Raw genomic sequence first — 12,127 nt, 5'->3', positions numbered from 1 at the left:
CCGCTCTAACGCCTTGCGCCGAGCCTTCCTTCACTACAATCGCCGTTGTAGCGGCCGTGCTCCACGCGGAGTAAGTAGATCGCGTAGTGATCCGTTGATGATCGGATGTCGGCGACCGTTTCAGTACGGGCGCGTCTAATTGGTTGCGCCAGCCAACGTCGGGCAGGGCTCAACCCCGATCCTGGTGTTCGACGCCTGGGAGCACGCCTACTACCTGCAGTACCGCAACGTCCGCCCGGACTACGTGGACCGGCTGTGGAACCTGGTCAACTGGACCGACGTCATCTCCCGCTTCGACGCCGCCCGCGCCGCCACCCCGAAGATCTGATCGGGATGACCGGGTACACCCCCGAGGCGGCCGAGATCGTCCAACGCGCCGCCGGGGTCATCGCGGCCAAGCATCGCGGTGACCTCGCGGGCGCGGAGGAACTGATGTCGGCGTTCGGCTCCGAGCAGTCCCGCACCCTCGGCTTCTACCTCCTGGCCGATCTCGCTCTGGGCCTGGTCAAGGCGCAGAGCCGCCAGTCGATGGACGACCTGGTCCGGGAGCTGTCCTTACTCTTGGCCAACACCGTCCAGTCCCAACCGGCATGACGATCCGCTGGGTTCCGCCCGGAGGCGGAACCCAGCGGGCAACCGCAGCGTCACCGCCGAGCTCGGGCAGGCCCGATGCGGCGGATGAACCGCCCCGGATCTTGTAGAGCCGTCTCCACATAACCCGGGGCGGCTCAGGCCCAGCGAACCTGGCTCAGAGAGTGTTGGGATACCTCGACGTAATCTTCGTTAAGTGTGTGTCAGCGAAGATCGCGTCTGTGTGGCTGTGCCTGTAAACCGGGCCTACGAGTTGTCGCGGCAGAACATGCCCCGCCCGCGGCGGCAACAGGTGACAGTATTCCAGGATGATTGATGTTCGACGCCGTGCGCCCAATCAGACTTGAGGATTAGCCGTCGTCGGTTCCACTGCTGCCATCAGAACGCGCCGCGATGCGGATAACCCTGTCTAGTGCCCGGTCGCCGGTGAGGAGAACGGCACACACGACGGCGATCGTCCCTGGGATGAAGACGAGCAGGTCATCGATCTTCTCCCACGCAACGGGACTCCATAAGGCGATCCATGTCAGCACGAGCGCGAGAGCTGTCGTCGATTCACCGACCAAGCTCACGATGCTGGCGAAGATCGCACCTCGGCGGCTTCGCCGAATGGCACTCCTGGACAGGTGGAAGTCGATACCGAAGGCTATCAGCAGCAAGGCGAAGACGGAGAGGAGCATTCCTAGATCGCCGCCGGACAGCTCACGCATGTGCTCCACTATGCTGCGCCATCGGTCTGATTTCCTGAGTTCATGGCGATTGTCCGTACTGGTTATCAGGAGCGTGAACGCGGCAGGGCTGCTCTGCTGCCAGTGTTGACGTCAGCGACGGCATGTCAGATGGCTATTTCCAGACCGGTGTGGCGTGGCCTTGACCGCGGTCAGGGTGCCCGTGTCGGCTCCACCTGGAACTGACCCCCGCGGCTCAGGGTGGGTTCCGGGGCGGATTGGAGCGGTCGTCGCGGGCCCGCCGCGCCGCTGTTCGAGGGTTGCTGGCCTGGTTCCGAACGTTGCGGAAGTCGGGGCCGCCGGCCGCGCGCATCTCCGGCGCGACGGGACGTTAGGTCGCGCGAAGAACAGGTATACGGGGCGCATGACGACCGGTGGTGGCGCGGGGACGGCGGGGGGCGGGGGTCGGCCGGCCGCGCCGCCCAACATCCTGTTCATCCTGGCCGACGACCTCGGCTGGGGCGACCTGGGCTGCTACGGCTCCACGGCGATCCGCACGCCCCACCTCGATCGGCTGGCCGCGGAGGGCCTCCTGTTCCGGCACGGCTACGCCGGCTCGCCGTGGTGCTCGTCGACCCGCATCGGGCTGTACACCGGGCGCTACCCCACCCGCCTGCCGGCCGGCCTGGAGGAGCCGCTGACCACGCACCGGGAGGGCAACGGGATCCCCGCCGAGCATCCGACGCTGTCGTCGTTGCTGCTGGCGACGGGGTACGAGACGGCGATGTTCGGCAAGTGGCACTGCGGATGGCTGCCGTGGTACAGCCCGCTGCGCATCGGCTTCCAGACCTTCTACGGCAACTTCGACGGGGCGGTCGACTACTTCGAGCACGTCAACACGATCGGCGAGGCCGACCTCTACGAGGGGGAGACGCCGGTGGAGGAGGCGGGCTACTACACCTCGTTGATCTCCGACCGTGCGGCGGAGTTCGTCGCCGCCGACCGTGCCGGCCCGTTCTACGTGCAGCTCAACTACACCGCGCCCCACTGGCCCTGGGAGGGCCCGGACGACCGCGACGTCGGCACGGAGATCCGGCGCAGGTTCGACGGGCAGCGGGGACCGACGCCGCTGATCCACCCCGACGGGGGCTCGCTGGCGAAGTACGCCGAACTCGTGGAAGAGCTGGACGCGGGCGTCGGCCGGGTCCTCGCGGCGCTGACCGAGGCGGGCCGCGCCGACGACACCATCGTCGTCTTCACCTCCGACAACGGCGGTGAACGGTGGTCGAAGAACTGGCCGTTCGTGGGGGAGAAGGGTGACCTCACCGAGGGCGGCATCCGGGTGCCGCTGATCCTGCGGTGGCCGGCGGCCGTGCCCGGCGGTCAGGTCACCGACCACCCGGTCCACACCCTCGACCTGACCGCCACGCTGATCGACGCCGGCGGGACGGCCCCGGACGAGCGGTACCCGCTGGACGGGGTCGACCTGTTGCCGTGGCTTGTCGACGGGGCCGACTTCCCCGAGCACGACCTGTTCTGGCGCACCTCCAACCAGGGCGCGCTCCGCCGTGGCCCGTTCAAGTACCTCTACGACCGCCGCGACCGGTCGGTGCTCGGCAACTGGCCGCGCCGGCCCGGCCCCTACCACCTCCTGTACGACGTGACGGTGGACGGCCGGGAGCAGGCGGACGTCGCCGGCCACCACCCGGACCTGCTGGACGACCTGCGCGACACCTGGACGCGGATCGACGCCGAGCTGCTGCCGTTCCCGCCGGAACATCCGGGCGTGCCGGAACCGACAGCGGCCGAGCACAGCGAGCCGGACTAGGGGCTAACTGGACGATGCGTACCGTACTCACCACCGTGGCGGATCTGGCGGTTCTGCTGTTCGCCGTGACCTCGATGCTCTCGGTCGGTCTCACCCACTCCGCCCGGCAGATCCTGGGCCCACTGCGGGACCTGTGGGCCGTGGCTCGAGCCCTGCTCGCCAACTTCGTGCTGGTCCCGCTCCTCGCGCTCGGCATCGTGCGGATCTGGCCGCTCGACCGCCCGCTCGAGGCCGGGCTGATCCTGGTCGCGATGTCGGCCGGCGCGCCGTTCCTGATCAAGCTGAGCGAGGTGGCCCGGTCGGACGTGGCACTCAGCGCCACGCTGCTGGTGCTGCTGCTGCCCGTCACCGTCCTGTACGCCCCGATCGCCGTACCCCGGGTCCTGCCCGAGGCCGAGGTCTCCGCCGGTGCCCTCGCGGTGCCCCTGGTCCTGACCATGCTCCTTCCGCTCGCCGCCGGCCTGCTGCTCAACTCCCGGTGGCCGGACCCGGCGCGGCGGTGGGGACCTGTGGCCCGCCGTGTCTCCACCCTCGCCCTGGTGCTGATCGTCCTGGCAACCACGCTGGCCAACATCCCGACGATCGTCACTCTGTTCGCGGAGGGGGCGATCGTTCCGGCCATGCTGGTGGTGGCGGGCGCGTTCGTGATCGGCTACCTGCTGGGCGGCCGGGACCGCGACGCACGTGCCGTGCTTGGGCTCGGCACCTCGCAGCGGAACATCGCGGCGGCGACGGTGATGGCGACACAGGGCTTCGTGGACAACGACACGGTGGTCATGGTGATCGTGACCTCGCTGACGGGTTTCGCGCTGCTCTTTCCGGTCGCGGCGGTGCTGCGAAGGCGCGAACGCGTCCCGGCCGCTTGAACCGGCTAGCTCGGTCGCCGCGTCAGTCCAACGCTATGCGTACGACCTGGACGTTCTTCTCGACGGTGACGTCGAGGATGCGAGGCCCGGTGTCGCGTGGAATCACGCTGATGCTTCCGTCGCGTTCGAGGTAGGCGAGCCGCACGCGCGACAGATCCGGCTCGCTTCCCGTTCCGCGAAGGGCCTCGTCGAGGTCCCGCCAGGAGACGTGGCCGTCCCGCATCGCGACGCGGTCGGCTCGACCGTCCTTCACGAGCAGGACCGGATGGCCCTTGACGAGTGGGCCGAACCAGTCGAAGTGATAGGCGAGGGTCGCCATGAGCCGGTGCAGCATGATGAGCACGAGGCCGGCAAGCCAGACCGCGAACAGCCCGAGCGTGTTCGTGATGGCGCGGCTCATGACTGAGCCGAACATGATCGCCGCAGCCAGGTCGAACGCCGTAGCCCGGCCGAACAGCCGCTTGTGTCCGAGCCGAACGATGGCTACCGCCACTACGAAGGTCAACAGCGCCCGAAGCGCCATCTGGCCGGGGTTGAGCTGGTCCGCGTCGACGCCGAGCAGGGACTTCAGCAGGTTCATCGTCTGCTCGGCCACTCGTGGTCCCACTCGATTCGGCAATAGGTAGGTCCTTCGGAGCGTACCGGCCCTAGCCCCACTAATGTGGTGAAAAGATGCCTGCCAGGCTCAGCGGCGATCAAAGCCGACGGTAACGGCCGGCTATGGCGGCAAGTAGGCGCGTCCCCAGATCGACGTCGAGCAGCGCGGCCAGCTCGTACGCGGCGTCGGCCCACTCCGGGACGTTCCGGTCCGCAATGCCTCTCGTCTGAGGGTCCTGCACGCGAACGCCCTGAGCGGGCTGAAACCTTGACGGCCCGCTCGATCGAACGGTAGAGGATCGCCGGCGCACCCTCTGGACCACAGGACCCGCCAGCAAGGCCACCTGGCCTAGTACTCCAGCCGCACCTGGTGAAGTTGGAGTCTTCGCTGGTAGTGGGCTGTTCTGGCGCGGTACTGGTGTCGTCGTCGCCATCGTGACCATCGATGGATGTAGTCGAACGGTCGGGTGCTGGTCTGGCTCGTCGATTCGCTCGCATGGTGCTCGACTCGGCCCGTCGCCGGGCCGTCCGTCAGGCGGGGCAGCCGGACGAGGGTCCAGTCCAGGGCGCTGGCCCGCCATACGGCGAGCTCGGCGGGCTTGTCCGCGACGAGTGGGCCGCCGAGCTTGTTGATCAACCAGCTGATGACCTTGTCGCGGCGGGACTTGCGGTCACCCGGCACGTCGACACCGGCGCCACTGATGCCGACGAAGCGGTTCACGCCGGCGTCCCGCATGACGTCAACCAGTGCTCTCGCGGCGTCGGTGTGCAGATCGGCCTCCTTGTCGGTCGGCCCGAGCGCGGAGATGACCACGTCGCAGCCGTCGACGAGCCGCCGGAGTGCCTCGACGTCGCGCACGTCCCCGCGAATCACCCGCGCGTCGGCGTCGTCGGCGGCGCGGCCGAGCCTGCCAGGATCCCGAACCAGAACTGTGACCCGGTGGCCGCGATCGGTGAGGACGTCCAGCACCAGCCGGTTGGTGCGTCCGGTGCCGCCGATGAGGGCGATGTTCATGACGGGCTCCTGGTTGTCCAGTGGTGGCGCTCACGGTGCGCGAACGGCGGGCGGATGCGCCGACGCCGCGGCAGCCGCGACGTCGGCCGCCCGAAGGTGCCGCACCACCACCGATCCCACAGTGCCGGTAGCACCGGTCACGAGAATCCGATCCATCGCGCACCTCCTCGGTCCAACGTGTGTATCGCACACACATGTCCTCTCGTCCGGCTGAAGACCCGGATCTCGTAGCGGTCGACGAGGCGCTGCTCCGGCTGCGCCGTTTCTTCCGGACACCGGCGGCCGTCGAGCACGACAATCGATCCGTCGACCTGTCCACTCTGCTGGTGGTCACGGCGATCGCAGCGGAGCCGGCCGGAGAGGCATCCGTCGGTCAGATCGCCACCGCGTTGGAGGTTGCACCTTCGACTGCCAGTCGCCTGGTCGGTCGCGCCGAGACCTGCGGCGTGGTGGTGCGGTTGGCGGGTCGGGTCGACGCCCGGCAGTCTGGTGCGCCTCACCCCCGACGGCGTCGCCCTGCACGAGCGGGCCCGGACGTTCCGGCACGCCCGTCTGCGTGCGGCGACGGCAGGCTTCACGACCGAGGAGAAGCACCAGTTCGCCCGTCTGCTGACCAGATTCGCCGCCGGAGCGGGCAGTTGAGGCGCGAAGCGGTCAATCTGTGAACTCGTGAGGCGCCGCCGGTGGGGGAACTCCGCCTTGATGCTTATGGCAGGTTTTGTACATCAGCTGATCGGTTGATTCTTGCTGCCGTGTCGTCTATGGTTCGTTCACCATCTGTGCTTGGGGCGCCAGTTCGCACGAAGGCGGGGAAGGGCAGCATGACCACGATGACCATGGCATCGACCGCGACCGAGGTGCAGCGCGCGCCGCAGACCGGTGAGGAGAGCCGCGCCAGTGAGCTGATCGCGGCGCTCGCCACGCTGCCCGCCGACCACCCCCAGCGGGCCGCCCTGCGCAACCAGGTCATCGAGGCGTGGCTGCCGCTGGCGAACCACCTGGCCGCCCGCTACAGCGGTCGCGGCGAGCCGGCCGGCGACCTGGCTCAGACCGCGGCGCTCGGCCTGATCAAGGCCGTCGACCGGTTCGACGCCTCGCGCGGCGTCGACTTCGCCGGCTTCGCCATCCCGACGATCCTCGGCGAGATCAAGCGGCACTTCCGCGACCGCACCTGGAACATCCGGGTTCCGCGTCGCCTCCAGGAGCTGCGGCTGCGCATCTCCGAGGCCAACAGCACGCTGACCCAGACTCTCAACCGGGCCCCGACCGTCGCCGACATCGCCGCCCACCTCGACGTCACCGAGGAAGAGGTGCTGGAGGGCCTGGAGGGTGCCCGCGCGTACAACGCGGTCTCGCTGTCCACCCCGATCGGCGACGGCGACAGCGCCACCGAGCTGGGCGACACGCTCGGCACCGAGGACAACGAGTACGAGCTGGCCGACCTGCGCGCCTCGCTGGGCCCGGCGCTCGCCACGCTCGACGAGCGGGAGCAGAAGATCCTCACGCTGCGCTTCTACGGCAACCTGACCCAGAGCGAGATCGCCGCCCGGGTCGGTGTCTCCCAGATGCACGTGTCCCGGCTGCTCGCCCGCGCCCTGACCAAGCTGCGCGGCCAGCTCACCGAGGTCTGAGCAGAGCAGTGTGGGCTGCGCCCGCGCCCTTCACCGATCAGGGCCGATCGGCGCGGCGTCCGCCCCGGCGGGCCAGGTCAGGTAGAGCAGGGCCGTGTCATCGCTGTGCCGGCCGTCGTCGCTGCGTCTGATCTTGTCGAGCAGGGCGGTGAGAAAGTCGCCCGGTTCCGTGACGGTGCTCAGCGTGGCGGCGAGTTCTATGAAGCGTTCCTCGCCGAGGCGGGTTCCGTCCTCGCTGAACCCCTCGTAGACGCCGTCGGTGTACAGCAGCAGACCTGCGCCCGCCGGGAGCGTGACGACCGACTCCTGCCAGCGACCTCGCCCGGGGAACATGCCCAGCCCGAGATGGTGGCGGATCGGCGCGGGGTCGGCCGAGCCGGGCGTGATCACCAGTGGCGCGGGGTGACCGGCGCTCACGATGATCACCTGCGAGCGGTCTGGGACGACGCGGATGGTGCAGGCGGTCGCGAACATCGACTCACGTGGCCGCTCGGCGACGAGCACCTGTTCCAGCAGCCGCATCCGGGCGGCCTTCTCCACCCCGGCCAGGGTGAGGGTGCGCCACCCGACGCGTAGGCCGACGCCGATGGCTGCCTCATCCGGACCGTTGCCGCAGACGTCACCGATGACGGCGTGGAGCGTGTGATCCTCGTCCTGCACCAGGTCGAAGAAGTCACCGCCGAGCAGTGACCGTCCCCGTCCCGGCACGTATCTGCTGACGACCGCCAGCGCGGGGTCGGTGACCAGTGGCGTAGGGAGCAGGCCGCGTTGCAGCCGCGTGTTCTCGCTGGCCTGCATCCGGCTGTCGCGTAGCTGCCGCTCCGTCACCACGGCCCGTCGGCGCTGAATGGCGTACTGGATCGTGCGGCCCAGGAGCGCGCCGTCGATGTGACCCTTGACCAGGTAGTCCTGTGCTCCGGCGGCGACAGCCGCCGTTCTGGTGGCCGCGTCGTCCAGGCCGGTGAGCACCACCACTGCCGCGTCCGGCCATCGGTGCAGCACCCGGCCGAGCGCCTCCAGCCCCTGGCAGTCGGGCAGGTGCAGGTCGAGCAGCACGCAGTCCGGCGTCGTCGGCGCGGCCGCGGCCTCTTTCAGGCTGCTCGCCTGGGTGAACCGGTTGCTGATTCCGCTGTCGCTCAGCAGCTCCCGGGTGAGCAACGCATCACCGGGGTCATCCTCGATGAGAAGGACCGCCGGCTCCGCGGTTGTCGGCGACGACGCCGGATTCGCCAGCCCCGACGGCATGCCGGTGGGCGGCACCGTCGGCAGGTCGGCGTCACTGATCACGACAGATCCTCTCTCCGGCCGCGACCGTCACGCGGACGGTGACGCCGACACGATGCACCATCCACCTGTTGTGTAAACCTGTCGATTATCACCTGCCCGCACGAGCCGGGTAGGACAGCGTCGCCTCGCCCGCCCGTGGGGCGCCTCTCCAGGCCACGGGCCCGCCGGGACGAGTCATCGGTGCGGCCGGTGGCGGTGCGGTGCCGGCCAGGTGAGGCAGGCCGGGCCTCGCGGTGAGGGGCGGTCAGGCGGACCGGTCGAGGGAGATCTCTGCCCAGACCACTTTGCCGGGCTCGCCGTGCGGGGTGGTTCTCGTGCCCCAGTTGCGCGCCATCGCGTCGACGATCAGCAGGCCACGACCGCCGATGCGGTGCGGGTCCGGCTCGAAGCGACGCAGTGGTCGATCGGAGTCGTCGAAAACCTCGATCCGGATCGCGTCCGACTGCGGGTCAACTCGACCCTGCCCCCGGCACCGGTGTGCCTGATGACGTTGTGCACGAGTTCCGTGATGACGGTGAGCGCGTCGTCGGTGACGTGCGTGGCCTGCCAGCCGACGAGGACCTCCCGGACGGCCCGGCGGACCGGCGCGCTGTCCGCACCACCGCCGAAGGGCATCCGCACTGAGTCCATGCCGATCACCTACCCGCTCGACCGAACCCGTACCGTAGTCGATCACCCTCGCTGAGGTGAACCATCTTATGGGGTGTCGTAACTGGTGCCGGCGCGACGCGGCAGGACGCCGGGGCGTAACGCAGGACGTGGAGATGCGCCGCTGTCGGCCTACGACTGCGCGGCCCGGATGTGGTGACGGCCCATCGGTAGCATCAGCGGCTTGCCGGAGACCGGATCGGGATGACCTGGCTGTCCAGGCCGAAGACGGCGCGGACGCAGTCCTCGGTCAGCACATCGGTCGGCGCACCTGCTGCGTGCAGGCCGCCGTCGGCGAGGGCGATGAGGTGATCTGCGTAGCGGGCCGCCATGTTCAGATCGTGCAGGACCATCACGATCGTGCTGCCGCGAGTGAGGTTCAGGTCGGTGAGCAGGTCCAACACCTCGACCTGGTGGCTGACGTCGAGAAAGGTGGTCGGCTCGTCGAGTAGCAGCAGTTCGGTCTGCTGGGCCAGCGCCATGGCGATCCACACCCGTTGACGCTGCCCCCCGGAGAGCTCGTCGATCGACCGGTCGGCCAGGTCGGCGATGTGGGTGGCGTCGAGGGCGGCGGCCACCGCCCGGTCGTCGTCCCTGCTCCATCGTGACAGCAGGCGTTGGTGCGGGTTGCGGCCCCGGCCGACCAGGTCGGCCACGGTGATGCCCTCGGGCGCGATCGGTGACTGGGGGAGCAGGCCGAGCGTTCGGGCCAGCTCCTTGGCCGGCATCCTGTGTACTTCGCGGCCGTCCAGCATGACGTGGCCGGTTCGCGGGGCGAGTAGCCGCGACATCGACCGCAGCAGCGTCGATTCCCCGCACGCGTTGGCACCGACGATCGCGGTGATCCGGCCGGGCGGGACGAGCAGATCGAGTGATTCGATGACGACGCGGCCGCCCTAGCCGACGGTCAGTTTCTCGACCGTCAGTGAATGGTCGGTGGTCACAGCGAGCCTCCCGCGCGGTTCGTGCGGACGAGCAGATAGATGAGGTACGGGGCGCCGAGAACGCCGGTGATCACACCCACCGGCGCGAGACGCCGAAGCGTTCGGCGACCTCCGTCACGGACAGGCCAGCTTCAACTTCCAGACTGCGCGATAGCGCTGCCCGGTCACACTCAACTCCACCAGCACTCGGCGGAGTGTCACCCATCAAGTGAAGCCACCGTGCAACGCATCAACCGGAGTCGGACAGACGTGCCGACGTGCCGACGTGCCGACGACGTGCCAACGACGTGCCGACGATGTCCCGACAACGATGTCCCGACGAGGCTGTTCAAAGTTTCTGTACGTCTTCAAGGCGGCCCGCAACGGGCCGCACGCGCCGCCGCCTGGGCGCGCGCCGGCCGCTGCCGCTGTCGCTCTGCGGCCGTCACGCCTGACGCCCGGCGGCTGGCGCGGACAGCGGGGAGCCCCGGAGCCGCCACAGACGGGATAGCGGGGAGAGTGGTGGAGGTTCTCGCCAGCAGCCGGCCGCGCCGCGCCTGAGCAGCGCGGCGAAGGGAGGGCGCGTCGGGTCCGCGCGGCAAGCTCCAAGCTTGGGGGCGGTGTCCGCGCGAAGGCATGTCGGTCGTCCAGGAGCCGGCTTCGCAGCCGTGCAGGGTCAGGTCAACTGCTCACCTGGGAGGGGGAGGGGTGGCCGCTGGTGGTCAGCTCCGACCCCGGAAGCCGGGTCCGTGCCGGGCAAGGTTGGGTCAACTGCGCCACTGTGGCGATGTCCGCCGGGGGCGCGGTCCGTGACACGAGAGCCGACTCAGTCTGTTCCGACAGCGTCCGTACGCGCGTCAAGGCCCGCTTGACGTGGCGGGCCGGGCGGCGGCCCGCTCCCCAGGAGGGGCGGGTCGATGGCAGACAGGGATGGCTCATTCATCCTTCTCGGCCTCTCGTTCGACATGCGCAAATTTACACCCTTCCTGCTGGCTTGCCTGCCGCGTTTTGGTGGTTTCTGAACGGGTAGGCCGTGGCGGCTCGCCAGCGAGGTCAGGAGGAGCACATGGCGATTAATACGACGCGTGACCTGTTCATCTATGAGCTAGGCATACTAGGTGAAATGGAGATATCCGGGCGGCGGGTTCTCGACTTCTTGGCCCATCGAGTTAGTGACGATCTCGGGCAGATCGTACGGCGCAAGCAGCAGGAATGTATGCAGTGGAATCACAACATCAACTCCTGCGCCAAGGCATTCGGCACCTCCCCGCTTTCAACCCGGTCCGACACTGTTGAAGGCATGTATGGGCGATTTGAAAGCTTCGTACGCACAAACCCCTCAGTCGACCTCGTTGATCAATTCGCAGTCGATACTCTGATTCGGTTCCTATACCTCACCATTGCGGCACACAAGACCCTTTTTGATTGGGCGATTATTATGGGTGAGGCCCAGTGTGTGCAGTATCTACACGCCAACCTCGTCCAGAAGCAGGAGAGTGCGGCTGAAATTGAACGGTACGGCCACGAATTGGGCGTACGACTCCTAACCCCCGTCGCTCGGCCCGCGTGAGCTTACGTCGGGCACCACAGGGGCTACCAGCCTCCGGAGACAGGGAGGCTGGAAGGTCTGCAGCCGTCCGATGAGGAGGTCATCCTCTCGCTCTTGCCTGTGATCATCCTGTCCACATGCCGGCTAGGCGGGGACGCCGGCCAGCCAGTTTTAGGCCAGCCGAGGGCCGTGCTCAGGAATGAGTCCTCAGATACCCGCAATCGTCCGACGCGCGGCGGCATTTCGGCATTGAATGGCTCGCATGGAAGGTGCTGGTGCGGCCAGGGGTTCGGGGGTGAGGCTCCTCCGGGGGGAGTGGAGCAAGCAGGAAGCGAGTTTTGTCGAACTCTTTTTCGATCTTGTGCTGGTCTTTGCTCTCAACCGGGTGGTGGCTACCAGCACGTCGCAGCTGGCGTCTTCCCCCTCTAGTACTCCAGCCGGGGATGTTGACCTTGGCTGAGCTGGGGCTTGGTGTGGTGTGTGAACGGGTGCAGCCACCGTCGATCATGGGCGGTTGTGTGGAC

General features: G+C 68.3%; 12 protein-coding genes and 2 pseudogenes. 8 read left to right on the top strand and 6 right to left on the bottom strand.

What is annotated here, in order from left to right:
- Window positions 1–139: 139 nt before the first annotated feature.
- Both FB455_RS32755 and FB455_RS32750 read left to right on the top strand, forming a co-directional pair.
- Window positions 140–328, top strand: a complete 189-nt coding sequence (locus FB455_RS32755; RefSeq protein ID WP_082931188.1) for a Fe-Mn family superoxide dismutase — start codon at window positions 140–142, stop codon at window positions 326–328.
- Window positions 329–333: 5 nt separating this feature from the next.
- On the top strand, window positions 334–594 hold the full coding sequence (locus FB455_RS32750; protein ID WP_030275063.1) for a hypothetical protein: 261 nt from the start codon (window positions 334–336) through the stop codon (window positions 592–594).
- A gap of 347 nt (window positions 595–941) precedes the next feature.
- On the opposite strand, the gene FB455_RS32745 is transcribed toward FB455_RS32750, so the two are convergent.
- Window positions 942–1,301 (bottom strand): hypothetical protein, encoded by a 360-nt coding sequence (locus FB455_RS32745; protein WP_030275061.1) that lies wholly within the window; start codon window positions 1,299–1,301, stop codon window positions 942–944.
- A 382-nt stretch (window positions 1,302–1,683) separates the two neighbouring features.
- Between FB455_RS32745 and FB455_RS32740 the strand changes: the two genes are divergently transcribed.
- Window positions 1,684–3,087: a sulfatase family protein gene (locus FB455_RS32740; protein WP_084588871.1), complete on the top strand. Its 1,404-nt coding sequence runs from the start codon at window positions 1,684–1,686 to the stop codon at window positions 3,085–3,087.
- A 14-nt stretch (window positions 3,088–3,101) separates the two neighbouring features.
- Window positions 3,102–3,953: a bile acid:sodium symporter family protein gene (locus tag FB455_RS32735; protein ID WP_116507037.1), complete on the top strand. Its 852-nt coding sequence runs from the start codon at window positions 3,102–3,104 to the stop codon at window positions 3,951–3,953.
- 22 nt (window positions 3,954–3,975) lie between these two features.
- On the opposite strand, the gene FB455_RS32730 is transcribed toward FB455_RS32735, so the two are convergent.
- Together FB455_RS32730 and FB455_RS32725 are read right to left on the bottom strand one after the other, a co-directional pair.
- Window positions 3,976–4,548, bottom strand: a complete 573-nt coding sequence (locus FB455_RS32730) for a DUF421 domain-containing protein (protein ID WP_052166233.1) — start codon at window positions 4,546–4,548, stop codon at window positions 3,976–3,978.
- Between the two features lie 351 nt (window positions 4,549–4,899).
- Complete coding sequence (locus FB455_RS32725) at window positions 4,900–5,565, bottom strand: NAD(P)-dependent oxidoreductase (protein ID WP_052166232.1); 666 nt, start codon at window positions 5,563–5,565, stop codon at window positions 4,900–4,902.
- A gap of 194 nt (window positions 5,566–5,759) precedes the next feature.
- Between FB455_RS32725 and FB455_RS35015 the strand changes: the two are divergent.
- The 3 genes and pseudogenes from FB455_RS35015 to FB455_RS32715 all read left to right on the top strand — a co-directional run.
- Window positions 5,760–6,038, top strand: a pseudogene (locus tag FB455_RS35015) (MarR family transcriptional regulator); the annotation flags it as partial.
- A 16-nt stretch (window positions 6,039–6,054) separates the two neighbouring features.
- A complete protein-coding gene (locus FB455_RS35010) occupies window positions 6,055–6,207 on the top strand; it encodes a hypothetical protein (RefSeq protein WP_486481632.1) in 153 nt (50 codons plus the stop codon).
- A gap of 179 nt (window positions 6,208–6,386) precedes the next feature.
- Entirely contained in the window at window positions 6,387–7,196 is an 810-nt protein-coding gene (locus tag FB455_RS32715) for a SigB/SigF/SigG family RNA polymerase sigma factor (protein WP_145755737.1), read from the top strand.
- 30 nt (window positions 7,197–7,226) lie between these two features.
- Here FB455_RS32715 and FB455_RS32710 read toward each other — a convergent pair whose 3' ends face one another.
- The 3 genes and pseudogenes from FB455_RS32710 to FB455_RS32700 form a co-directional block, all read right to left on the bottom strand.
- Window positions 7,227–8,483 (bottom strand): PP2C family protein-serine/threonine phosphatase, encoded by a 1,257-nt coding sequence (locus FB455_RS32710; RefSeq protein ID WP_051611149.1) that lies wholly within the window; start codon window positions 8,481–8,483, stop codon window positions 7,227–7,229.
- Window positions 8,484–8,828: 345 nt separating this feature from the next.
- Complete coding sequence (locus tag FB455_RS32705; protein WP_143194696.1) at window positions 8,829–9,113, bottom strand: hypothetical protein; 285 nt, start codon at window positions 9,111–9,113, stop codon at window positions 8,829–8,831.
- Between the two features lie 150 nt (window positions 9,114–9,263).
- Window positions 9,264–10,012: pseudogene (locus FB455_RS32700) on the bottom strand (ABC transporter ATP-binding protein).
- 1,108 nt (window positions 10,013–11,120) lie between these two features.
- On the opposite strand from FB455_RS32700, the gene FB455_RS32695 reads away from it, so the two are divergent.
- Window positions 11,121–11,624, top strand: coding sequence for a DUF892 family protein (locus tag FB455_RS32695; protein WP_145755736.1), 504 nt, complete (start codon window positions 11,121–11,123; stop codon window positions 11,622–11,624).
- Window positions 11,625–12,127: the final 503 nt, after the last annotated feature.

Source organism: Micromonospora sp. CNZ296 (genome assembly GCF_007827635.1).
This window is presented reverse-complemented; position numbering and strand designations above follow the sequence as displayed.

Excerpts from the sequence above, each read along its gene's own strand:
- FB455_RS32750 (WP_030275063.1), top strand. The coding sequence starts at position 334 with ATGACCGGGTACACCCCCGAGGCGGCCGAGATCGTCCAACGCGCCGCC.
- FB455_RS32745 (WP_030275061.1), bottom strand. The coding sequence starts at position 1,301 with ATGCGTGAGCTGTCCGGCGGCGATCTAGGAATGCTCCTCTCCGTCTTC.
- FB455_RS32740 (WP_084588871.1), top strand. The coding sequence starts at position 1,684 with ATGACGACCGGTGGTGGCGCGGGGACGGCGGGGGGCGGGGGTCGGCCG.
- FB455_RS32735 (WP_116507037.1), top strand. The coding sequence starts at position 3,102 with ATGCGTACCGTACTCACCACCGTGGCGGATCTGGCGGTTCTGCTGTTC.
- FB455_RS32725 (WP_052166232.1), bottom strand. The coding sequence starts at position 5,565 with ATGAACATCGCCCTCATCGGCGGCACCGGACGCACCAACCGGCTGGTG.
- FB455_RS32715 (WP_145755737.1), top strand. The coding sequence starts at position 6,387 with ATGACCACGATGACCATGGCATCGACCGCGACCGAGGTGCAGCGCGCG.
- FB455_RS32705 (WP_143194696.1), bottom strand. The coding sequence starts at position 9,113 with ATGGACTCAGTGCGGATGCCCTTCGGCGGTGGTGCGGACAGCGCGCCG.
- FB455_RS32695 (WP_145755736.1), top strand. The coding sequence starts at position 11,121 with ATGGCGATTAATACGACGCGTGACCTGTTCATCTATGAGCTAGGCATA.